This window comes from Shouchella patagoniensis, assembly GCF_002019705.1.
In the GTDB taxonomy this organism is placed as follows: domain Bacteria; phylum Bacillota; class Bacilli; order Bacillales; family Bacillaceae_D; genus Shouchella; species Shouchella patagoniensis.
Genome location: NZ_KV917377.1, coordinates 2,323,111 through 2,343,778, shown reverse-complemented (window position 1 = coordinate 2,343,778; position 20,668 = coordinate 2,323,111). Strand labels below are relative to the sequence as shown.

25 protein-coding genes are annotated in these 20,668 nt (G+C 41.0%); 16 read left to right on the top strand and 9 right to left on the bottom strand.

The window, feature by feature from the left end; all coding sequences use genetic code 11:
* Positions 1-3: 3 nt before the first annotated feature.
* The 6 genes from BK584_RS12460 to BK584_RS12435 form a co-directional block, all read right to left on the bottom strand.
* Entirely contained in the window at positions 4-1,053 is a 1,050-nt protein-coding gene (locus tag BK584_RS12460) for a WxLIP family cell surface protein (RefSeq protein ID WP_078392908.1), read from the bottom strand.
* Positions 1,054-1,125: 72 nt separating this feature from the next.
* Complete coding sequence (locus tag BK584_RS12455; RefSeq protein ID WP_078392907.1) at positions 1,126-1,857, bottom strand: WxL domain-containing protein; 732 nt, start codon at positions 1,855-1,857, stop codon at positions 1,126-1,128.
* A gap of 35 nt (positions 1,858-1,892) precedes the next feature.
* Positions 1,893-2,630, bottom strand: coding sequence for a WxL domain-containing protein (locus BK584_RS12450; protein ID WP_078392906.1), 738 nt, complete (start codon positions 2,628-2,630; stop codon positions 1,893-1,895).
* Position 2,631: 1 nt separating this feature from the next.
* The gene (locus BK584_RS12445) at positions 2,632-2,973 is read right to left on the bottom strand and encodes an LPXTG cell wall anchor domain-containing protein (RefSeq protein WP_169871240.1); all 342 of its coding nucleotides are present in this window, start codon (positions 2,971-2,973) and stop codon (positions 2,632-2,634) included.
* The gene (locus BK584_RS12440) at positions 2,966-5,674 is read right to left on the bottom strand and encodes a lectin-like domain-containing protein (RefSeq protein WP_078392904.1); all 2,709 of its coding nucleotides are present in this window, start codon (positions 5,672-5,674) and stop codon (positions 2,966-2,968) included. The genes BK584_RS12445 and BK584_RS12440 overlap by 8 nt, the downstream gene beginning before the upstream one ends.
* Positions 5,664-5,996 carry a hypothetical protein gene (locus BK584_RS12435; RefSeq protein ID WP_078392903.1) on the bottom strand — a complete coding sequence of 111 codons (333 nt, stop codon included), beginning with the start codon at positions 5,994-5,996 and terminating at the stop codon, positions 5,664-5,666. Before BK584_RS12435 ends, BK584_RS12440 begins: the two co-directional genes overlap by 11 nt.
* 622 nt (positions 5,997-6,618) lie before the next feature.
* On the opposite strand from BK584_RS12435, the gene BK584_RS12430 reads away from it, so the two are divergent.
* The 11 genes from BK584_RS12430 to BK584_RS12380 all read left to right on the top strand — a co-directional run bounded on the left by BK584_RS12430 (position 6,619) and on the right by BK584_RS12380 (position 13,167).
* Entirely contained in the window at positions 6,619-7,062 is a 444-nt protein-coding gene (locus tag BK584_RS12430) for a PH domain-containing protein (RefSeq protein WP_078392902.1), read from the top strand.
* A gap of 140 nt (positions 7,063-7,202) precedes the next feature.
* Positions 7,203-7,490, top strand: a complete 288-nt coding sequence (locus tag BK584_RS12425) for a DUF5344 family protein (protein ID WP_078392901.1) — start codon at positions 7,203-7,205, stop codon at positions 7,488-7,490.
* Entirely contained in the window at positions 7,487-9,070 is a 1,584-nt protein-coding gene (locus BK584_RS12420; protein WP_078392900.1) for an LXG domain-containing protein, read from the top strand. The genes BK584_RS12425 and BK584_RS12420 overlap by 4 nt, the downstream gene beginning before the upstream one ends.
* 82 nt (positions 9,071-9,152) lie before the next feature.
* Entirely contained in the window at positions 9,153-9,503 is a 351-nt protein-coding gene (locus tag BK584_RS12415; RefSeq protein WP_078392899.1) for a hypothetical protein, read from the top strand.
* 150 nt (positions 9,504-9,653) lie between these two features.
* Positions 9,654-9,989: a hypothetical protein gene (locus BK584_RS12410; protein WP_078392898.1), complete on the top strand. Its 336-nt coding sequence runs from the start codon at positions 9,654-9,656 to the stop codon at positions 9,987-9,989.
* Entirely contained in the window at positions 9,983-10,309 is a 327-nt protein-coding gene (locus BK584_RS12405) for a hypothetical protein (protein ID WP_078392897.1), read from the top strand. The genes BK584_RS12410 and BK584_RS12405 overlap by 7 nt, the downstream gene beginning before the upstream one ends.
* Before the next feature lie 42 nt (positions 10,310-10,351).
* Positions 10,352-10,705, top strand: coding sequence for a hypothetical protein (locus BK584_RS12400; RefSeq protein WP_078392896.1), 354 nt, complete (start codon positions 10,352-10,354; stop codon positions 10,703-10,705).
* A gap of 30 nt (positions 10,706-10,735) precedes the next feature.
* A complete protein-coding gene (locus tag BK584_RS12395; protein WP_078392895.1) occupies positions 10,736-11,050 on the top strand; it encodes a hypothetical protein in 315 nt (104 codons plus the stop codon).
* Positions 11,051-11,295: 245 nt separating this feature from the next.
* Complete coding sequence (locus BK584_RS12390; protein ID WP_139365666.1) at positions 11,296-11,646, top strand: hypothetical protein; 351 nt, start codon at positions 11,296-11,298, stop codon at positions 11,644-11,646.
* Positions 11,647-11,937: 291 nt separating this feature from the next.
* Complete coding sequence (locus BK584_RS12385) at positions 11,938-12,744, top strand: YfjC family protein (RefSeq protein ID WP_078392893.1); 807 nt, start codon at positions 11,938-11,940, stop codon at positions 12,742-12,744.
* 39 nt (positions 12,745-12,783) lie between these two features.
* Complete coding sequence (locus BK584_RS12380; protein ID WP_078392892.1) at positions 12,784-13,167, top strand: YwqH-like family protein; 384 nt, start codon at positions 12,784-12,786, stop codon at positions 13,165-13,167.
* Between the two features lie 496 nt (positions 13,168-13,663).
* Here BK584_RS12380 and BK584_RS12375 read toward each other — a convergent pair whose 3' ends face one another.
* Complete coding sequence (locus BK584_RS12375; RefSeq protein WP_078392891.1) at positions 13,664-14,125, bottom strand: DinB family protein; 462 nt, start codon at positions 14,123-14,125, stop codon at positions 13,664-13,666.
* Positions 14,126-14,253: 128 nt separating this feature from the next.
* Between BK584_RS12375 and BK584_RS24625 the strand changes: the two genes are divergently transcribed.
* Positions 14,254-14,391: a hypothetical protein gene (locus BK584_RS24625; protein ID WP_169871239.1), complete on the top strand. Its 138-nt coding sequence runs from the start codon at positions 14,254-14,256 to the stop codon at positions 14,389-14,391.
* A 229-nt stretch (positions 14,392-14,620) separates the two neighbouring features.
* Here BK584_RS24625 and tkt read toward each other — a convergent pair whose 3' ends face one another.
* Together tkt and BK584_RS12365 are read right to left on the bottom strand one after the other, a co-directional pair.
* The gene (tkt, locus tag BK584_RS12370) at positions 14,621-16,627 is read right to left on the bottom strand and encodes a transketolase (protein ID WP_078392890.1); all 2,007 of its coding nucleotides are present in this window, start codon (positions 16,625-16,627) and stop codon (positions 14,621-14,623) included.
* 122 nt (positions 16,628-16,749) lie between these two features.
* Positions 16,750-17,526 (bottom strand): DeoR/GlpR family DNA-binding transcription regulator, encoded by a 777-nt coding sequence (locus BK584_RS12365; RefSeq protein WP_078392889.1) that lies wholly within the window; start codon positions 17,524-17,526, stop codon positions 16,750-16,752.
* A gap of 213 nt (positions 17,527-17,739) precedes the next feature.
* On the opposite strand from BK584_RS12365, the gene BK584_RS12360 reads away from it, so the two are divergent.
* The 4 genes from BK584_RS12360 to rpiB are packed head-to-tail and all read left to right on the top strand — an operon-like array spanning position 17,740 to position 20,651.
* Positions 17,740-18,753 carry a dihydroxyacetone kinase subunit DhaK gene (locus BK584_RS12360; RefSeq protein ID WP_078392888.1) on the top strand — a complete coding sequence of 338 codons (1,014 nt, stop codon included), beginning with the start codon at positions 17,740-17,742 and terminating at the stop codon, positions 18,751-18,753.
* Between the two features lies 1 nt (position 18,754).
* Complete coding sequence (dhaL, locus tag BK584_RS12355) at positions 18,755-19,411, top strand: dihydroxyacetone kinase subunit DhaL (protein ID WP_169871237.1); 657 nt, start codon at positions 18,755-18,757, stop codon at positions 19,409-19,411.
* Entirely contained in the window at positions 19,408-20,205 is a 798-nt protein-coding gene (locus BK584_RS12350; RefSeq protein WP_078392886.1) for a triose-phosphate isomerase, read from the top strand. Before dhaL ends, BK584_RS12350 begins: the two co-directional genes overlap by 4 nt.
* Positions 20,202-20,651, top strand: a complete 450-nt coding sequence (gene rpiB, locus BK584_RS12345; protein WP_078392885.1) for a ribose 5-phosphate isomerase B — start codon at positions 20,202-20,204, stop codon at positions 20,649-20,651. The genes BK584_RS12350 and rpiB overlap by 4 nt, the downstream gene beginning before the upstream one ends.
* The last annotated feature ends 17 nt before the right edge of the window (positions 20,652-20,668 follow it).

The following is a 20,668-nucleotide window of genomic DNA, read 5'->3' as shown; positions in this document are numbered from 1 at the left end:
TGCCTAACTCGCCGATGCCGTTGGGTTGCTGTTTGTCTGTGAAAATGCCTGCTTCTTTTTTCTGCGGTAGATCATAAAAAGAACAACGGAAAGGGTGATGAACGCAATGCCGATACCAATGTAGGCCCATGTGTTATCAGGCGGCGGTATGGAAACATCGCTTTCGTTTAGTGCGCTTGCTTCGTCAGCTTCAATTGAAAAAGCTTCGTCCCAGTTCCATTCTTCTCCCATTGCTGTTGCGGTCAACTCAAGTCGATAGTCACCTGGTTCAAGAGGTTGCCCGTTTAAGGAAATGGGAAAGTTGAACTGCGAATTTGGTGCCATCTGCATCATGTCTTTAGCTGCCTCGAAGACGACTTCGCCTGATTCGTTCTTCACAACTGCATTAACGGCTAATTGGTTGATATACATTGCTTCAGGGTTTTGAAGCGTGGCCTGTATAACGTTGCGCGCGTTGAGTTGATCTGGAAACACATCAAGCATGTTTAATGTTGGTTGTAGGGAATTTTCGTTTTGTTGTAAAACAATACCAACAACATAGGCATACTCATTTTCGATAGATAGGCCCTGGTCTCCTTCATTCGTAGCCGTATCTTTTGAATCCTGTTGTTCTTGTAACGTAATTCCCCCAGCAATGACACCATCGAAGGCTTCATCTGGCATTTCAATCTGAAGAGGGAGCATGAACTCACCGCCAGCAGGAACAATGATTTCTTCTGCGGTGGACACCCATTCTTCTAGAGGGAATTGTAAGGATTCATCTGCTTGAATGTCGTTTGGACCATATTCAACAACACCATTTAAATTAGTTGTTGCCGAATGAATGGTAGGCGCAATAACGACGTCACTGTCTGTATCATTCCGGAGCAGCATCTCAACCGTTTGTGTATCACCTGGGTCAAGTAATAAGTCAAAGTAGGTCTTGTCCGGATCAAGTTGATTGTCTGGGATGACCGTTGTAACGGAAAAATTAAATTCAGAAGCATTGGCAGATTGAATAGGGACAAGAAGTACGAACAAAGCAAACAATAGGATCCACTTAAATCGTTTCATAAACACCCTTCCTTAATAGAAGGAATGCATGTGCAACATGCATTCCCTTTTTTGTTTCAATTTATGCCTAATTTAGTTATTATCTGTATTTCCAGGTATGTCAGACAACGTCCATGTCAACGTCGTCGAGTAAGAGTCTGCATATTTTGTGGAAGAACCTGGGACAAATAATTCAACACTTTCTGCAGCCGTTTCACTTGTGCCAAAGTGGTACAAGTATGTACCTGCTCCTTCACCTTCATGGGCAGAGACGACAGTATTCGTCGAACCAGGTGTTAGTTCAAACGAGCCTTTTACTGTAGTTGGTTTGGCCGATTGTGAAATTGAATTAACCGCCGCATTTTTAACACGAATTTCCGCGCCTCTTAATTCTTGTTCGGACGCTGTTTTAAATTGATCATCTTGGACGACTTGCAAGGACCAACCTGTTTCTGTCCCACGGTTATCCGTTACTTGGACGTAATTTGGTCCAACTTTGGTTGAGTCAGTATACGTTTGAGGGGCCGCCGTATACGTTCTATCCCTTGAAGTGATCTCTTGCTCGCCAAACTGGAAAGAAGACGCATAGTCAATGCTTAATGGACCTGGTGTACCTGGTCCTGGACCATCTGGATCAGTTGGATCAACTGGATCTACTGGTGTCTCAGGCTCCTCTGGATCAACTGGATCAGTGCCATCTTCGGCTGGGATAAATTTTATTTTTGCATTTGTATCATACGTACCGCCGTCAGCAAGCGCTGTATTTCCGCCTGCGACAAGAATGAGTGCGAAAGCTGCGATTGGAATAAGACTCAATTTCTTCATTTATTGTATCCCCGTTTCAATTAGTGTTTTTTTTATTATTCGTTGCCAGGTACATCAGATAAGTTCCATGTAAGGGTAGTGCTATAGGTCACTTGGTCTTTTGGTGTGCTACCTGGAACCGAAAGGGTGATCGCGGAATTAGAGATGGCATCTTCATCCACTTCCCCAAAGCGATTGACCCATGTACCTGCGCCGGCTCCCTCAGTAGCAGCCATAACGAGTGAAGTCGCACCATTCGGGTCAAGTGTAAAGCCATCAGGATGAGTAGGGGCATCGACATTCGTCATTGTTCCGGCAACCGCACTGCCACTAAATGCAATGACAGCACCCGTTAATTCATTGTTTTGCGTGGAGGCATTGCCAAGCTGGCCGTTTTGTTGTACTTGAAGATTCCAGCCTGCATTTGTTCCACGGTTATCCGTAATTTGAACGTAGTTCGGAACGTAACGTCCATCGCTTAATTCTTGTGCTTTCGCGAAATAGACCGCATCTCTCGTAGAAATTTTGTTTTCGCCAAAGTCTAAACTTGATGCATAATCAATGCTTAATGGTCCTTGTGTACCTGGATTTGGACCTTCTGGATCAGTTGGATCAATTGGCTCCACTGGATTCTCTGGATCCGGATTTTCTGGATCAACAGGAGGGGTAATATCTGTATTTGGAACGAACTTTACAGCCCCGTTTGAGTTGTAATCCGCACTCTCGGCGTTAGCAAAATTGCTAAAAGAAAGTGTAGCAACGGTTGCTAGAGTGAAAAGCAATGTTTTTTTCATCTTATGTCCTCGTTTCAGTCAATTTTTTTTGTTTAATTAGGCAGCCTATTAAGACTAGCGCTGCCAGAAGAAACCCAATCCCAAGTAAGACAAAAGCGAAGGAAGAGCTGTCTCCTGTTTGCGGCAGCACCGGCAACGGGGCCGTTGCGTTGTTGTCCTCTATTGGTGAGTCGGTAGGGTACTCGCCGTAAAAGCCAACGCCAGCATTTGTTTCTGTCTCTGCTTGCATTCCATGCGGACTAAGGAATGCGAAGACTGCAAGCGTCCCGACAAGAAGCAGGAGAGTCTTTTGTTTAACGTTCCTCACCTCCTTTAGCGCGTGAAGCAGCCTTGGATTACTCATTGCCGGGCACATCCTGAAGCGTCCACGTTAATTCGGCACGATAAGACGAATCCACCTTTGCGCTGCCTGGGGCGACATCAAGGAAGAAGCCTGCTTCGTTCGACGGGTCGTCTGTCCATGAATCAGACAAAACGAGTTGCGTTCCCTCTGTGATGCGACCTGTCGCAATTTGCGTTTCCTCTGGGCCGATGGCAGCATCCACTCCACCATCCTTATAAACGAAGTCAGCGGAAAGAGGGGTGCCAGTCTCTAAATCTGTCAGTGGTGATGAGAGTTTCAGAGAAAGGGCCCAGTGTCCTTTAATATGACGCGTATCGGTAATGGCGAGCTCTTGATTGCCGATCTGACCGAAATACCGCTCTGGTTTAGATGAAATTGTTTGGATGCCAAAGTCCAAATCAGGAGCAGTGAAAGATAGAGCCCCGTCAACAATGGTCACTGGTACTTGGATGACTCGTTCCACACCAGGGTAAATCGAACTTTTAATGCGAATACCGACGTTGTACGTTCCTGGTTGGTTGGTATCCGGTGGATTGCCAGAAAAGCCAACAACTTCGCCTTCTTGTTTTAATGAGCTAGGAGTGACATTGATGTTTTTCACGAACGTTGCAAGATCCCAATTGCTTGGATTCGATCCTTTAGGGAACGTTTGTGCAACTGGATCTGCATGAATCTCAATGGCTTTCCGTGATACGGTTGATTCATTTGATGAGACTTGACCTCTGAAAGCACCGGATCTCGCTTCTGCATACGCCTGGTTTACGAGTGATCCGTTTGCGTCATCTTTCATTTGCACCCGGAAGGTGAGTTTCTTTGTTTGTGCCATTGCGATGGTGCCAGCATCAAAATACAACGTGTTTCCACTGACGCGCGTTGGCTTATCCGTCGAGCCGTTGTCAACATACTGAATCCCTTCTGGTAAAGGATCCGTCACTTCAACATTCGGCCATGCGGCACCTAGTCCGTTGTCGGCAGGGTTATCAAGTGTGATTTGATATTCGAGCGTATCGCCTGGATAAGCCGTCGTATCGGTGCGGAACTGACTCTCTCCAGCAGTGACATTACGGACTTGTTTTTGTGCCCGTGGTCGTTGTGGCAAGTCAGCATACGCAATCGCATAAAGGCCCATTTCATCACCGGTTGCGCCCGTGAACCCCCAGTAAACCGAATTGCTTCCGAACGTTGTTCTGTAATTATTCGTATTAAAAGTCGTTGTTGCGTTACCATGCCTATAGGTGAGGGTGCCGGCATACGGATAAATCCAACTCGTGCGAGGCTGCCAACTCACTGTAAAAGGTTGCCAATTGTTGCTAATAAGGTTTCGGTTTTGCACATTTGTATGTTGCATACGATAACGGCCTGATTCCCGTACGGCGTTAGATGGAATCACAACAGCTGTATGATTGGAATTGGCCAGCCCGCGGTCGCTGTAATCACCGTTGAAGTACGTATCAAATTCAAACGAAACCGCATGATTAATAAATCCGCTATAGTTCGATCCACGGATCGTTCCATACGCCCCAAGTGATTCGCCTCTTTGTCCAACTGCGCCAACGCCACGAGAATCATTATGCATGGTGAACGTCAACCCATCGGCAATTTGGCTTTGGTTGGCACTTGAGCCATTAATGTAGAGATACATGGTTGTTTGGAACGACTTCGTTAAATCAATTTTTTCATTAAACCACATAGCCGAAGCTTTATTACGGGTGCCATCAGCTAAGACCCGGACATTGGAACTTCTGTGTTGGGCGATGTTTGTATCACCAGCAAATGTAAACAAATCTCCCACATTTGGTCCGCCGACTGGAGGTGCAGGAATTGAACTCACGTTTGCTGTTTCAACCATCGTCTGCATTCGTTCTGTGTTGTTGTCGATTGGTTCCGTTTCCTCTGGTTCTTCTGCAAGGTTTTCCTCTTGCTGTTCTTTCGTCTCTTCTGAATGATCTTCTTCTTTCGGAATGGTTGTTTCTTGTTCTTCTTCCTTTAATGGATCGTTTTCCAGTTGATCTTCTGGTTTTGTCTCTTCTTCGGATTGCTCCTCTTCTGGTTGTTCATCTTGCGTTGGTTCTTCTGTTGCGTCTTCTTCTGGTTCCGTTGATTCGTTCTCATCCTCTTCGGGAACAGTCGGTTCTTCGTTGTTTTGTTCTTCCTCAATCTCGTTATTAGGTGATTCTTCAACTACGTCTTCTTCCGAAGCGTGATCCGTTTCATCTTGATCAGGTTCCGATTCTGTCTCTTCTTCATCTTCTTGAGGAGTCGCGACATGAATGGCGAATGTCTGAGTGACCTCTGGTGAATGTTCAGTATGTACAGTCGCTTTTAAATCAAACGAGCCGGACGTTTCTGCGAAGAGAGAGAATGATTTTGTTTGATGCAAGTCGTTTAAGCTTAGTTCCCTTGACGAAGGGTCGTAAGCAACGGTTTTTTCTTCTTCTTTTTCAACCCACGCAAGCCCCTCCGGAATTAGAATGGATACAGTGTCCGCTTCCAGAAAAGCGTTCTCTACGTTTAGTTCAAATGAATCACCGAGATGGATCGCATCCTCTGTTGTGCGTTTTAACACGTCCTGCTCTGTTTCATGGGCAAAGACAAATAGATTCATATGCGGACCTGCTGAAAAGACAAGTAGACAAGCAAGCGTAAAGCAAAGCATGCGTTGATACAGGTTTTTTGGACGCAAGGATCTGCTACTGTACATAAGATGCGTCCTTGCTAAGGAGGTCAATCTCTTCTTGAGTAATGCCGGCGGGCTCTAGGTCGAGCGCAAGCAATGTCTGCCTCACTTCACGTATAAAGGTAAGCTGGTAAGGCGAGATTGTTTCAAAATTCATCAAGTCTTGGCGCAAATAATTGATATGCCATAATCGATCAAGCTCTTGCGTACTTAGTCGGCCTTGGAGTGCAATGAGAGATTGATCAATCACATCGCGAGCTGGAAGATGGGCAGGCAAACGGAATTCTTTGCGTAGCCATTTGTCTACTTCCTGCATAAGTCGATACGCTTTTACATTTAGATTCATAAATTCACCTCTATTTCGAAACTATAGAACTAGGTATTGGTAATCATTTTACACTAGAAATTCCATTAAATAAGTCTCTTTTTTTGCATATAATGAGAAAAGAATGATACTTTAGTTTGTCGAATAATGACTATTTATGGAATTTGTTGTTTTTGTCGCATTAGGATTAAAGACCTACTTATCTTAAAAGCAACTTTAGATATATACGTCGAGTAATTGGAAATATGTCTATTATTTTTAGATAGAGAGCAATTGGGGTGTGAAAGAGCGAGAAGATCCGTATTTTTAAGAGGAAAGAGCTTGTGAAGTGGCACAGTAATCGGAAGAAGGAAATTTTCATGTTTGTCAGCAAAACAGAATTTCTTTAAACGATGGTGGCCACAATTCTGACTTTATGTGACTCAGTTTAGGTGCAACAACCTGTTCATTTACCTAGGAAAAGTTAAAAAAAGACCAAAAGATCAGTTTGAAAGGCCTATATTTTGATTCGTTTTAGCGTGGAAAGGGAAGAAGGTACTGTTTCGTGTGATAGCTAAGTGGGGTACACTTAAAAGGAAAAACTTTCTAACAGTCTGGGAGAAACAGTACGGTTGTTTAATTTAGAAAGCATGAGGTGAATCAGATGACGTACAAGTCAAACCGTGATTGGATAATGAATAGCATTATGATTGGTGCGTGGCTAATCGGTATTCTTATTTTGATCTATGTGTATACAAGTGATTCCTCCACACCACTCATGACTGTTGGGTTTGGACCCCTATTAATTATTGGTCTTGTTTTCATTACAGCCTCAATGAGTATGAGCTACGAACTCAAAGAAGAAGGGCTGCAAGTGAGTGCTGGATTTTTTGGGTATTTCTTTCCGTATGACACAATGAGTAGTATCCATCCAGCAAAAGGATTTACCCCGGGTGGAGTCAGAGTGATGATGGCGACAAAGGGAATCGCAATTAAAGATACAGACGGGAATCCGATAGTAAAGATATCGCCTGAACGAGAGCAAGAGTTTCGCACGGCTCTTGCGCGGAAAGCACCGCATATAGAAGCGAGAAACGAAGCGGTATGAACGATTTTGTTTGCGTTTAGTGAGACAACGTAAGAATGACAACAGGAATGGCTAAACGAAGATAAGTTTGATCAACTGATAATCAGTAGAGCGCATATCAATAAGGATGAGCGCCTTTAACGTTAAAGGAGGTTTTTGCATTGAGTGAAGAAATTCGCTTAAATCCAGACAAAGCAAAAGAGAACTTAAATGAAATTCGAACCGCTATACAAAATGTCATTCCTACAGAGAAGTCTTATGAAGGCGGCGAAACGGTACTCGATACGATTGAACAGGCAAAAGAGAATATGGAGAACTTCCAGCAACTCTTGCAAAATTATCAATCTCTCGTACTCGGAAATGTTAGTGATATTGAATCGTTAATCAACAAATTTGAGGAAAGTGAATCAGCTGTTGCAAGCAATATAAAAGGAGGCAGTGTAGGATGAGTCAAAAAACGCTAGATGCAAACGAACTGCTTCCGATGCTTGAAGAGATGGTTAATGACTTGAAAGAACAAAAAAGCCAGTTCAGTGACTTCTTCAGCTATTTGCGTGGAGAAAGAGCATGGGGCTGGAGTCGAGATTTTCTTCGAGGCCGGACCGCTTCAAATATTGAACGGTTTTGGCTCGATGCGCATCGGCCTTTTACGATCTTGCTTCGCCGTGTCATTGATGATTTTGAGGACCAACTCGATACGATTAAAAAAGAGTTAGCCAATGAATTTTACGAACAAGCGATGGTGAAGGAAACGTTTTTAATGGATGAGTTGCACGACGAATTAAATCAATTAAAGACGATGGCAAGACGTCATGGTGAAGCACTGGATGAGATAAAAGGAGAATTTTCTGATGTGGTGACATTGCCTTCATTTCATTATGAAACCATTGACCAAGGCTTAAGTAACGCACAGCGCGAAGTGGAAGATACCACGACGCTACTTCATGAAAAAGACCAGCAGCTTAAAGGCGGGATGACGCAAATTGCGCAAGACATTACAACGATGAATACATACGTTGACCATATCCGCGGCCTGATTTCAGATGGAAGTGTCTCCATTCATAATTACAATTCAATTGATTTGAAATTTGATGACACCTATCGCAACCTCAAGGGAGAGATTGAAAAACGACGGTTTGAGGATGGGTTGGGGATTGGTAGTAAGGTCGTTGGTGGTGCAAATACGGTAATCGATACTACCCAAAATATGGCTGCCGGGGCATCAATCGCCATCGGTCACTACGGAACAGGCAGCTACCATCAAATAGTAGGAAAATTTAATCCTGCCCATGAGAACAGTATCTATAATACAAAGTGGTACAACGGTGCTAAAGAGACGATAAACAAAGGTGGATCAATGGCGCGAGATGCTGCTAATCGAGTATTCTCTCCCGAGCATATGAACCGTTTTGGTCAACAAATCGGTCATGTTAAAGACGGCTTTCGATATGCGGGAAACGCTCTAAAGACTGGAGCGACAATGGCCGCAGTGGACATTGCTTCAAACAAGCATGTCAGAGCGTTTGGAGAAAAAGTGTCTAATTTTAAGGTGTCTGGTGCAGCAAATCATATGGCGAAATATGATGTGTTGAATAAAACAGCTGCGAGAGCGTTAGGTCCAATTGGTTGGGGATTAACGGGCATTAATCAATTTAGTGATGAGTTTAACGATCCAAATAACGCGAACAAGGCGACTGAAGTTGTATACGCAAGAGCTACAGTAGGAACTTTAGCTGAAGGTGGAGGAGCAACCTTGGGTGCAATTGCAGGTGGAGCTGTAGGAACACTCATTCCAATTCCAGGCATGACTTTTGTTGGTGCCGCTGTAGGTGGAGTTGTTGGTGGAAAGATAGGTTCAAAGGTAGCACCAATTGCCAAAGATGTTACTGAGTATGTTGCTACAGGAAAGTTGAAGGAAGATGCCACGAAAGTTGTTAACAATGTGAAGGATACTGTATCGGAGGGGTGGAAAGACATTAAAGATGGAACAGGTATTTTAGCTGCCGGGGTAGCAAGTTGGTTTAATTAGAAAAGTAAGGTTATCTTTAACAGACAAAGTCTAATCACATGTGTGAAATCTCATTGCTGTCTGGGTTTGAGGAGTGTAGACAATGGGTTCAATTGGGTTTATTTTGTATTTTATCTTATGGTTAAGTGTAACGATTCAATTTATGCAGGCGTGCTTATTGCTTTTGTTAGGACACCCTTCTATCTATTCTTCATATTTGAAGGGGTTTCTTACAAGAAACCCCAAGAAGTTACATGAATATATTTTTAATATTGTTTTTTGGTTGATGATTAGTGTTGCATATTTCAGTTATGTAAAGTTATCAAGTAGATTCGGATTCTTTATAACAAAACTACTCTATTTTATTGGGATTATCGTATCCTTTATCATTGTTTTTGGTTTTATTAATCCTTATTTAGGTGAAATTGGATTCTTTGAATGGATTGGACATTAGTAATATTTTTCGATTATCCAAGATTGCTTTTTTCAAGAAATACAATAAAAGTAGTTTATTCCAGCAGGGTTAATATGTTGTCTATGCAGCACGCCACTTCGCGAGAATGCTCTGTTTAAAAAAATAGTAGTAAGTAATCGAGGGATTGAAATGATTTTTCCATTAATTGGTGCAGTTGCGGGCGTTCAATTTATGAATGCAGGTGTTTTATGGATTTTTGGTTACCCCTCTATTTATGGTACTTACCTTGAAGGGTTTTACACAAAGAATCCAAAGAGATGGCCTGCCCATATTTTCAATATAATCTTTTGGATTTTTATTAGTTTAGCTTATTTTTCTTATCGTAAGGTATCTAGGAAATATGGTTTCATTAAAACGAAGCTTATTTATGGGCTTGGTGTGGTATTCTCGTCTTTTTCTTTATCCTTGTCATTCTACCTATCTTGGATGGGATCTTCCCGGAATAAGGAGATATCGCAGTGTTAACAGATGCAATTTATGCAGCAATCCTCTTCGCAGGGGCAATTCAATTTATGAATGGTGGCTTCCTGTGGTTGATGGGCTTTCCTTCTATGTACTCAAAGTACCTAGAAGGTTTTTATACGAAAAAGCCTGAGCAATGGCATGAATACCTGTTCAATGTACTCTTCTGGGTATTAATGAGCGGCGCTTATTTTTCAATGAAAAAGCTTGCTAGTAAGCATAGCTTTTGGAAAACAAAACTATATTATGGGATCGGTTTGATTGTGGCGTTTCTTGTATTTATGTTGGTCGTTATCCCGATTTTAGCTGCCATTATTCCATAAGGGTTAACGAAGTTTAAAGTTATTGAATGTGGAGTGTAGAATGTGTCTTCAATCGGATTTATTTTATTCATTATCGTTTGGTTTAGCATTACAATACAATTTCTACAGGCATGCATGTTGTTTTTATTTGGGCATCCGTCCGTATATTCAAATTATCTAAAAGGGTTCCATACGAAAAAACCAAATAAGGTATCAGACCATATTTTTAACATCATCTTCTGGCTGATGATCAGTATTGCATATATCGGATATGTCAAATGTTCGAGCAAGTTTGGTTTCTTTAAAACGAAGCTCCTTTATGGGAGCTGTACCTTTCTTTCCTTTATTATCATATTTGGCTTTATTAACCCGTATTTAGATGAAATTGGTTTCTATGATTGGATTGGGTTGGGGTAATGTGGTGTAATGTATCTTTGGAGTGAGAAAATGTTTATTTTTATTGGAATCATCGGGATTGTACAACTGTTAAATGGTGGGTTGTTATGGGTGTTTGGTTATCCATCCATCTATGCGACTTATCTAGCAGGATTTCATACAAAAAAACCAGATAAGTGGTTTGACTATTTCTTTAACCTCATTTTTTGGTTATTTATTAGTGTCGCTTATTTGACATTTATAAGAGTGGCAAAAAATAATGGTTTCTTAAAAACAAGAGTCTACTATGGATTTGGATACGTTATTGCCTTTTTCTTATTTTTGGGTGTAATTATGCCTGTTGTTGATGCTTTTTTTCCTGAGTAGGCAAAAGCATGTTTTTGTTGTAATCATCGGGATTGCTCCGAATCACGCACACAAGTTTATTATGGATATTTAGTAATCCGTCCATTTACGAGAATACCTTGAGGGGTCTTACACAAAAAAATTTTCTTAATAGGAGTCATCTTACCAATTGCGGCTTGAATTTGACCTGAGCTTTTTCAATCTGTAAGAAGGATACTGTCTTAAAATAGCTGATGAAACAAGTTATTAGAGTGGGTGTGAAAAGGGTGAACGAGCTGTTTTCAATTGTTTTTTTATTTTTTGGATTTTGTGTAACGATTCAGTTCATGCATGCTGGTGTACTCCTACTTTTTGGGCATCCCTCGAGTTATTCTTCTTATTTAGAAGGTTATCGAACGAAGAATCCACCTCATTTGATTGATCGTTTGTTTAACTTTATTTTTTGGACAATGATCAGCGTAGCTTTATTCGCTTATGTGAAATGTTCACAGGAACATGGGGTGATCAAACAGAAAGTCTATTACGGGGTTGGAATCGTTGTTTCGTTTATTCTTTTGTTTGGGGTTGTGAACCCTTTGCTTGAACGAATTGGTTTGTACGATTGGCTTGGTTTTTAATGAAACATGATGATCAATAAATCGTAAAAAGAAACAATCGTGAAATAGGATTAGAGTTTAAACACAATGACCAACTCGGGTTCTATGGAGTGCAAGCTTCTTTCCTGCAGGTAGTAGAATGGAGGGGCCATCTAAAGAGGTTTTTTGAGTGATTGAGGTCATTTCATAAAAACATTGCTTTTTTCTTATTGTTTTTTGATCATTTTTACTTTTTTTCTCTTAATTGGCGTTGTTTTGCCTTTACTTGGTGAGGTTTTTCCGGAATAATTGTTAAATAAAGGAGTTGAGAAAATGCAACCATTGTTGAACTGCTCAACGGAAGAGTTAGTATGTTTGCTAAGTATGTGTGGGCACCATGAGATGGCAAGGGGACTTGGGGAAAGCTTGCTTGGGGAAAAGTCACCTGAAGGTTGGGATACGGTGATGGAAGGCGCAGCCCACCAATTAATGTTAAAAGGACTTTGGGACACTAGCAAAGCAGCGAAAGACGACATTCCTTTAACAGATGAATTGATTGCCTTTGTTCATGATTATGCAGATTCAGCTTATATGGTAAGGTTTGTAGATAGGGAGAATGGACGGTCTCTTTTGTTCCATCAACTAAGTGATGCGTATTGGTTATACCATCAGGTCATCAACGATGTCATTCATATCTTCGGACGGATCGAAACAAAAGATACGCAGGGAGAAGTTGATGCGTTCTTTGGTTTTACGTCAGAGGGTGTGGTGGAACAGGAGTTTGTCTTAACGCCTGAACAATTTGACCAGTTGACTGAACCAGAACAGGTAGATCAATTGCGACAAGACTTGGCATTCTTATTAAATGAAGAAGAACTGTTGGGTTTTAATGAGTTTGTTTTCGGTTTATCGGCTCATGATTGGACGTTAAAAAACGGAAGCTCTTTCGTCATTACAGGAACAAACGAGGGCATGTATATGAATGATATTTTCTTTTTTCTGCCGACCCCAAACGGGATTTGGATTGTCGTCTATGAACTAGAAAATGACCAACAGCAAGTGAAGATCTCGAAGAAATCAAAAAAAGAGTGGCTTGAACTAAGTCAAGTCTTCTTCCAAACGAGTTTAACGGTTTCTTAACTTTGATAAAAATGGATAACGGGTAAAGGAGGATGTGTTATGTCTGAAGAAATATTCCGGCAGCGAATAACGACACTTGAAAATGGAATCGCTGAAGAGCAAGAGCGCATTAGACGTTTACAATCATGCAGAGCTCGTTTGATTGGTCAGGAAAGCATTATGAGTCATGCTAGTACGAAATTCAAAGAACCTGTGCTAACGCAAGCCACTTGGGGTGGCAAGCAGGCGGATCAGTTTGAGGACTTACGTGACACAGAAGTCGTTACTCCATACCAAGAATTGCTGGACTCTGTAGGGGATGCGATTGAGCGAACAGAAAGAAAAATAGATGAACGACAGGATGTCCTTACATGGCAATTTATCAATTTAAACAATGCCCAAGCTGGATTAGAAAATGTACTAGAACGAGAACGAAATAAATAAGAGATAAGCGTTTATCAATCATTACTTGACGATTACGAACGGTACGGCGCTTTTGTTAGCGCTTTTTTTAACTTTTATAGAAGAAACAGGTACTAGGATTCGATATACGTTTTTAATACGTAAGAACAGTAGAAATGCATCGGCGAACCAACATGTTTCAAGTGAGGGTGAATGGGGATGGAGGAGTTCGTAGGGCAATGCAGGAATTGCAAGAAGAAGATATACTGCATAGATGGGTTTTTAAATGGTGTCATGCTTAAGGGAGGTTTGTATTGTTTTTCTTGTGATAAACAGGATGTTCTCAAAACATAAGAAACAGTCCATTTGTGCTTTGTGTCGTTTTCTTGTGATTAGGAGCATTAACGGTACGTTACGTGATATAAATAGATTAAAGATACCTCATGACGTTAAGTTGATAGAAAGGCAAAGATGAGCGCGACCACGCTCATCTTTTTCTACGTTCTTATATGAAGTGATGAAAAGCACCGATGATGATTTATCGAGGATTTGAGCCTTCCAACTTCGCGTTAATCTGCGGTATATGTTCGCCGTCGTGGCGGACGAATAGTTTTGCAAAACTTTCTGCAGAAAAGGCACGTTTGCCTCCGCCGATCGTAAAGCGGGCTTGCTTGTCCACTTGTGCAAGGCGAGCGATCAAATGGGTGCGCATCTGGACAAACAAGTCGATGATTTCATGAGCTGATTTGCTTTCAAGTGCACGTAAACCGGCGGCATTGTGCGTGTCGTGGTCTGGAAAGTTAGACAACTTCGCACCGTCTTCCATGAACGGAACCATTTTTTCAGCATTGTATTTGTCCCAGTTGTAGAGGTGGGCAACGATTTCGCGAATCGACCATTTTCCCTCAGTGATAGGTGTAAGCAAAATCGCTTCATCGTATGTTTTTAAAACTGAGATGTCTTCAATTGTTTGGTTAAACGCTTTCAATGTACGATTCATATAAAACAACTCCTTTTCTTTTAATTATAACGGTTTTATTAGAAAAAGAGCGACCGAATGCTTTTTTAACTCTTATACATAGAAAAACTAAAATGACTATGTATACGATGAAATATAGGACGTATTAAATGGAGATGAACAATTCTAACGAAAGGAAAAGCGCTAGTTGTTATTGGATAAAGCAAGCCCATCATACAGATAAATATAGTCATGTGAAGGAAGTCATTCATGACACAGAGAGCGATGGGGTATTGTCGAAAACATAAGAGGGATCTCATTAACCACAAAATCATGCGTCATTTAATAGTTAAAGAAAAACAAAAAGGATTGAGCACGAGAGAATATAAGGCTCAATCCTTATTAGCTATTTAACTATAAATGTCTACCTTTTTCGGTTCACTTCCCCCGCATGTGCTTTTTATTTTTATGCAAATATCTGAAACTTAATTGGAATGAAGAGGGCAATTCTAATATCAACTAATCCCTCTCATTATTTTACGTTGCATTCGGTATTAATTTTTTTGCATGCTTCACAACATTGGCTACTGAAAAGCCGAAACGTTCCATTAAATCTTTTCCATTTCCGGATGCGCCAAAAGTATCGATGGTGAGTGCATCTCCCTGATCCCCCACATACTTTGACCAGCCGAGTGATGACCCCATTTCAATTGCTAGACGAGCTTTTACATCTTTAGGGAGAACCGATGTTTTATACTCTTCTGATTGTGCTTCAAATCGGTCCCAGCTTGGCATACTCACAACTGACGCTTCTATGTTCTCTTTTTGTAATTCGACCTGTGCATTCATCGCAAGTTCTAATTCAGAGCCTGTAGCAAGAAGAATGATGTCGGGCTTTCGTTTTGCTTCTAAGATGACGTAAGCTCCCTTCTTCACGCCATCATATGCCGTGTTGTAAGTGGTTCCCTGTGTATCTATGTCTTGACGGCTTAAGACAAGCGCTGTTGGTTGATTTGTCGATTCTAAGGCTAATCTCCAAGCTGCGACTACTTCATTGGCATCCCCGGGGCGAATAATAGAGATACCAGGCATCGCTCGTAAAGCTGCTAGCTGTTCAATGGGCTCATGAGTCGGTCCGTCTTCACCAACAGCGATACTATCGTGTGTTAATACGTACGTAACAGGGACACCCATTAATGCCGATATGCGGATAGCGGGACGTAAATAGTCAGAGAACACAAAGAATGTACCGCCAAACACTTTTAACCCACCGTGAACGGCCATACCGTTTAAGGCGCACCCCATAGCGAACTCCCTTACTCCGAACCAAATGTTGCGTCCACTATAATTTTCCTTACTGAAATTCCCCTCGCCGTGTAACGTTGTTTTATTGGAACCGGCTAAATCAGCAGAACCTCCAAATAGTTCTGGCACATTAGCTGCTAGCGCATTCAACGTTTCACCGGAAGAAGCACGAGTAGCTAGACGATCATTTATCTCATAGCTTGGTAGGAGTTGATCGTAGTTCAACGGAAGTTTACCCGCATACGCTCGCTCGTACTGTGCAGCTAGCTCTGGATAATCTTTTCGATAAGCTGAAAAAAGGTTGTTCCAATCAGACTCTTTTTTTTCACCTATTTCTTTTACAGAAGCAAAATAACGTTTCACTTCCTCGGGGATGTAAAAATCTTCTTCAAAAGTCCATTTATATGCTTCTTTTGTTAGCTTTACTTCATCTGAACCAAGAGGAGAACCGTGAGAAGCAGCTGTTGCCGATTTGTTTGGTGATCCGAACCCAATGATTGTTTTTACTTCAATTAATGTAGGACGATCTGATACCTTTGCTTTAAGAATTGCTTGATTAATAGTTTCGACATCAGTTCCGTCCTCTACATAGATGACATTCCACCCATATGCCTCGTATCGTTTAACAACATTTTCTGAAAAAGACTCATGCAAATCACCGTCAAGCGAAATGTCGTTGGAGTCATACAAGACGACGAGTCTATTTAAGCCCAAGTGACCAGCAAGAGAGGCGGCCTCAGCAGATACCCCTTCCATAAGATCGCCATCGCCACAGATTGCGTATGTATAATGATCAACGATCTGATAGTTTTCAGTATTGTAAGTTGCAGCTAAATGCCGTTCTGCCATTGCCATACCGACGGCCATAGCAAGACCTTGGCCGAGAGGGCCTGTTGTTGCTTCTACACCTGGAGTATGACCAAACTCTGGATGGCCAGGTGTTTTACTTCCTAATTGACGAAAGGCTTTTAAATCTTCCATCGATATGTCATGCCCGGTTAAATGAAGCAAGCTATACAAAAGCATGGAGCCGTGCCCTGCAGACAAAATAAATCGATCGCGATTAGACCAAGTTGGATTTGCAGGATTGTAATTCATGTGATTACTCCACAAATTAAACGCCATCGGGGCTGATCCCATAGGCATCCCAGGGTGTCCGGAGTTTGCCTTTTCAATGCCATCAATCGATAATGTTCGAATCGTATTAATTGCTAATTCTTCAACTTTCTTCACATCCATTAAACCATCACCTTTCAAAAAGATCCCTATCATAGGCGGAAAACCCGTCTTGGTATTCAGTTTATAAAAAAGGATCACATAACGTCAATCATTATTAATCATTTGTTTTTATTTTATTTCATTTACGATTTTATATATTCGATCCCTTTTGATTGAATTTTGTTTATCCAGTCCTCTGTTGGTTGATAGTCCGAGATGAAGGTATCAATTTGCTCCAATGATGCAAACGAAGAAATAGAAGTATGATTCATTTTAGATTGATCCACTAAAGCAACAATTTTTTCTGCTTTTTTCACCATTTCTTTCTTCAGTTCAACTTCATAAATATTGAAATCAGTTAGTCCGTTTTGAAAAGAAAAACCATTTGAAGAAGTAAAGAAGTAATTAATGTTAATATGATCAAGCATCGACACTCCAAACGTTCCTTCAATCGTGCTGCCGGATTTCCCGACAATCCCGCCAATTAAAATCGTTGTTATTCTAGGGTTTTCAATCATTTCAAATGCAGTATAAATCCCGCTTGTAACGACAGTTAACTTCATGGATGTTTCTTTTAAGAGTTTTGCGAGTTCCAGGCAAGTCGAGCTTGCATCTAATAAAATACTTGTATTGGGTTTAATGATGGTATAGGCTTTTTTTGCTATGGCTGATTTAGCAACAACATTTGTAATGACTCGATTGGAAAAAGATGTGTCATTATCCTGATCTGTCTCCTTTAATACAGCTCCCCCGTGTGTCCGTAGTAATAAGCCTTCCTCTTCCATTTTCCGCAAATCAAGTCTCAAAGTCGCGCCTGAAACCCCCATTTTTTCGGAAAGCTCTTTTACCGTTAATCGATTCTTGCTAAGTAAATGTTCCATAATTTTCGTTTGACGTTCAGTCGCAAATAACTTCGACATATATTTTTCCACCTTTTTAATTACTAATAATTAAATACTTTCGCTGTTTACACCCTTGATTTTTCAATAAAAAAGCAATTTTTATGTCTGTTATCTAACTATAAATAAAAAAAAATAAATTGACAACAAATGAAAGCGATTTTATAATTTTAGAAAATGATCAATTTTGATTAATAGTAAAAGCAAACGATAATAAATATCATGAGGTGAATGATGAAAAAAATTATAAATACAACCAATGAAATCATACCTGAAATGATAGAAGGTTTTTTAGCTGCTTATGGAAACGATTTCAAAAAAGTTAATTCTGTCAATGGTTTAATTAAAAAAGAATTAAAAAACAAGGTTTCACTTTTAATTGGTGGTGGAAGTGGCCATGAACCAATGTTTATGGGTTTTATCGGTGAAGGGTTAGCCGATGGTGCTGCAATTGGAAACGTATTCGCAGCGCCTACTCCAGATCTTATATTAGAAACAACCAGAGAGCTGGATCAGGGTCACGGTGTTTTATACGTATATGGCAATTATTCTGGTGATATTTTAAATTTTGATATGGCTGCGGAATTAGCTGAGCTTGATGGTATTGAAACAAGAACGGTTTTGGTCTGTGACGATGTTGCTTCTGCACCGGCTGATAAAAAGCAGAATCGTCGAGGTATTGCTGGTGACGTATTTGTCATAAAAATTGCCGGTGCAGCTGTAAATAGTGGGTTATCCTTGGACGAAACGGCAGGAATAGCTCAAAAAGCAAGTGATTCTACTTTTTCTGTCGGAGTTGCACTATCTCCTGGTACCATTCCAGGTCTTGAGAAGCCAACCTTCAACATACCAGAGGATAAAATTGAATTTGGTATGGGAATTCACGGTGAACCAGGGATAGAGCAGACACCGATGATGACAGCAAATGAACTTACGGATAAAATGCTTGATTATCTGTTAAACGAGTCCCCTATTGATCGTGGAGATGAGGTTGCCGTTCTTGTAAATGGACTTGGTTCTACGACCTTATTGGAACTCTTTATTGTAAACAAACGCATAAAAGAAGTTCTCGAGCAGAGAAACATTCACATTTATGACCTTGTTGTAAATAACTATTGTACGGCACAAGAAATGGGTGGATTTTCTATTACTCTATTAAAGCTAGACAGTGAGTTAAAACCATATTACGATGCGCCTGCCTTATCCCCTTATTACAATAAATTAAATGAAACGAGGAGGTCAAAATAAAATGCAAGCAACAGTAGAATCCTTAACACCCGAGCAAACGAAGGCAATGATTCTTTATATTGGAGAAAAAGTGATTGAGGCGAAACCAACACTCACAGAAATTGATAGTGCAATTGGAGATGGCGATCACGGAATTGGAATGGAAACAGGATTCAATAAAGCAACTGAAAACCTTTTGAAATTAGATCCTTTAACGATACAGGAAGTTTTTAAAACGACAGGTATGTCAATGATTTCATCTATGGGTGGAGCTTCTGGAGTTATTTTTGGAACCTTGTTTACTGGGGGCCTAAAAACAATGGCCGACACAAACGAATTAAATACAGCGACCTTAAGTGATTTTTTTCAACAATCGCTACTTGCCATTCAAACAAGAGGAAAGGCTTCTGTGGGTGACAAAACAATGATTGATGCACTTGCACCTGCTGTGGAGGCGTTTAAACAAGGAGCTGCAGAGGGTCTTCCACTTTATGAAGTCCTTCAGAGAGTGGAAGCCGCAAGCTTACAAGGCGTAGAAGATACAAAAGAATTGACTGCCAACTTTGGACGTGCGAAGTCATTAGGCAAACGAGCAATTGGTCACCAAGATGCTGGAGCAACTACAGTTTGGATTATCTTCCGTTCAATGAAGGAATGGATCGAGCTGGTCTCAACATGAAACCTTTTTGGATCGGTACAAACTGGAAAATGACAAAAACAACTAAAGAAGGACTTGCATATGTCGAGAAATTAAAAACATTTGATAAAGACGCTAGGCAAGCTGGTTTACAATTGTTTGTTATCCCTTCTTTTTTGTCGCTTCCTAGCATCCATCCTGCGCTGAATGGTACAAACATTAAGCTTGGCGCTCAAAATATGCATTGGGCGGAGCAAGGTGCATATACTGGTGAAATTTCTGCATCGATGCTAACGGAAGCGGGCGTGCAAATGATTGAACTTGGTCATTCTGAACGTCGAAAGTATTTTAACGAAACAGATGAACAATTGAACAAAAAGCTTAAAACCGCCATCCATCACGGGATTCAACCGTTAGTATGCATTGGCGAAGATCGGGACACCAAACAAGCAGGTGAAAGCGCTGTTTTTAACTACTTAGCACAGCAAATCGATAGAGCGCTACATGGAATACAAGAAGAAGACCTTAGCAGTCTGCTTTTGGCATATGAGCCTGTTTGGGCAATTGGTGAGCAAGGTGTTCCGGCAGAAGCGGCCTATATAGATCGCATTCATACTTTCATTCGCAATCACCTTAGAAAACATTATCGTTCAGTAGGTGATAGCATTCCTCTCTTATACGGAGGAAGTGTTCATCTTGATAACTTCCATTCCTACCGAGCGTTGGAGCATGTCAACGGTTTGTTCGTCGGTAGAGCCGCATGGGATATGGATTTATTTAAGCAAATGCTAACAGAATTAATACAGATTAAGTCGGATGGAGGCTATACACGATGAAAATAGCAATTGGTAGTGATCATAATGGATACGAATTTAAAGAGAAGATTAAAGCATTTATTACTGAGGAACTCGGATACGAGGTGGAGGACTTTGGCTGTCATTCTTGTGACTCGACTGACTATCCGAGCGTATCCTTCGAGGTAGCTGAAAAGATCGCTCATAAAGTCTATGATCGAGGAATTCTAATTTGTGGAACAGGCTTAGGTGTTGCCATTGCTGCGAACAAATACAAAGGCATTCGTGCAGCAACAACGCATGATGTATACTCTGCCGAAAGAGCAATCGCTAGCAATAATGCACAAATCATTACGATGGGTGCCCAAGTGATTGGAATTGAATCAGGGAAGAAAATTGTAAAAGCTTACTTAGGATTGAATTTCGACGAATCTCGCTCTGGTAAAAAAGTACAGATGATAATTGATAAAGAAGAATCATTAAACTAAGGAGGGGATTCGATTTG

What these genes read in the sequence shown, in the direction of transcription:
- BK584_RS12460 (WP_078392908.1), bottom strand. Translation starts at nt 1,053, where the DNA reads ATGAAACGATTTAAGTGGATCCTATTGTTTGCTTTGTTCGTACTTCTT.
- BK584_RS12455 (WP_078392907.1), bottom strand. Translation starts at nt 1,857, where the DNA reads ATGAAGAAATTGAGTCTTATTCCAATCGCAGCTTTCGCACTCATTCTT.
- BK584_RS12450 (WP_078392906.1), bottom strand. Translation starts at nt 2,630, where the DNA reads ATGAAAAAAACATTGCTTTTCACTCTAGCAACCGTTGCTACACTTTCT.
- BK584_RS12445 (WP_169871240.1), bottom strand. Translation starts at nt 2,973, where the DNA reads ATGAGTAATCCAAGGCTGCTTCACGCGCTAAAGGAGGTGAGGAACGTT.
- BK584_RS12440 (WP_078392904.1), bottom strand. Translation starts at nt 5,674, where the DNA reads ATGTACAGTAGCAGATCCTTGCGTCCAAAAAACCTGTATCAACGCATG.
- BK584_RS12435 (WP_078392903.1), bottom strand. Translation starts at nt 5,996, where the DNA reads ATGAATCTAAATGTAAAAGCGTATCGACTTATGCAGGAAGTAGACAAA.
- BK584_RS12430 (WP_078392902.1), top strand. Translation starts at nt 6,619, where the DNA reads ATGACGTACAAGTCAAACCGTGATTGGATAATGAATAGCATTATGATT.
- BK584_RS12420 (WP_078392900.1), top strand. Translation starts at nt 7,487, where the DNA reads ATGAGTCAAAAAACGCTAGATGCAAACGAACTGCTTCCGATGCTTGAA.
- BK584_RS12415 (WP_078392899.1), top strand. Translation starts at nt 9,153, where the DNA reads ATGGGTTCAATTGGGTTTATTTTGTATTTTATCTTATGGTTAAGTGTA.
- BK584_RS12410 (WP_078392898.1), top strand. Translation starts at nt 9,654, where the DNA reads ATGATTTTTCCATTAATTGGTGCAGTTGCGGGCGTTCAATTTATGAAT.
- BK584_RS12395 (WP_078392895.1), top strand. Translation starts at nt 10,736, where the DNA reads ATGTTTATTTTTATTGGAATCATCGGGATTGTACAACTGTTAAATGGT.
- BK584_RS12385 (WP_078392893.1), top strand. Translation starts at nt 11,938, where the DNA reads ATGCAACCATTGTTGAACTGCTCAACGGAAGAGTTAGTATGTTTGCTA.
- BK584_RS12380 (WP_078392892.1), top strand. Translation starts at nt 12,784, where the DNA reads ATGTCTGAAGAAATATTCCGGCAGCGAATAACGACACTTGAAAATGGA.
- BK584_RS12375 (WP_078392891.1), bottom strand. Translation starts at nt 14,125, where the DNA reads ATGAATCGTACATTGAAAGCGTTTAACCAAACAATTGAAGACATCTCA.
- BK584_RS24625 (WP_169871239.1), top strand. Translation starts at nt 14,254, where the DNA reads ATGGAGATGAACAATTCTAACGAAAGGAAAAGCGCTAGTTGTTATTGG.
- tkt (WP_078392890.1), bottom strand. Translation starts at nt 16,627, where the DNA reads ATGGATGTGAAGAAAGTTGAAGAATTAGCAATTAATACGATTCGAACA.
- BK584_RS12365 (WP_078392889.1), bottom strand. Translation starts at nt 17,526, where the DNA reads ATGTCGAAGTTATTTGCGACTGAACGTCAAACGAAAATTATGGAACAT.
- BK584_RS12360 (WP_078392888.1), top strand. Translation starts at nt 17,740, where the DNA reads ATGAAAAAAATTATAAATACAACCAATGAAATCATACCTGAAATGATA.
- dhaL (WP_169871237.1), top strand. Translation starts at nt 18,755, where the DNA reads ATGCAAGCAACAGTAGAATCCTTAACACCCGAGCAAACGAAGGCAATG.
- BK584_RS12350 (WP_078392886.1), top strand. Translation starts at nt 19,408, where the DNA reads ATGAAACCTTTTTGGATCGGTACAAACTGGAAAATGACAAAAACAACT.
- rpiB (WP_078392885.1), top strand. Translation starts at nt 20,202, where the DNA reads ATGAAAATAGCAATTGGTAGTGATCATAATGGATACGAATTTAAAGAG.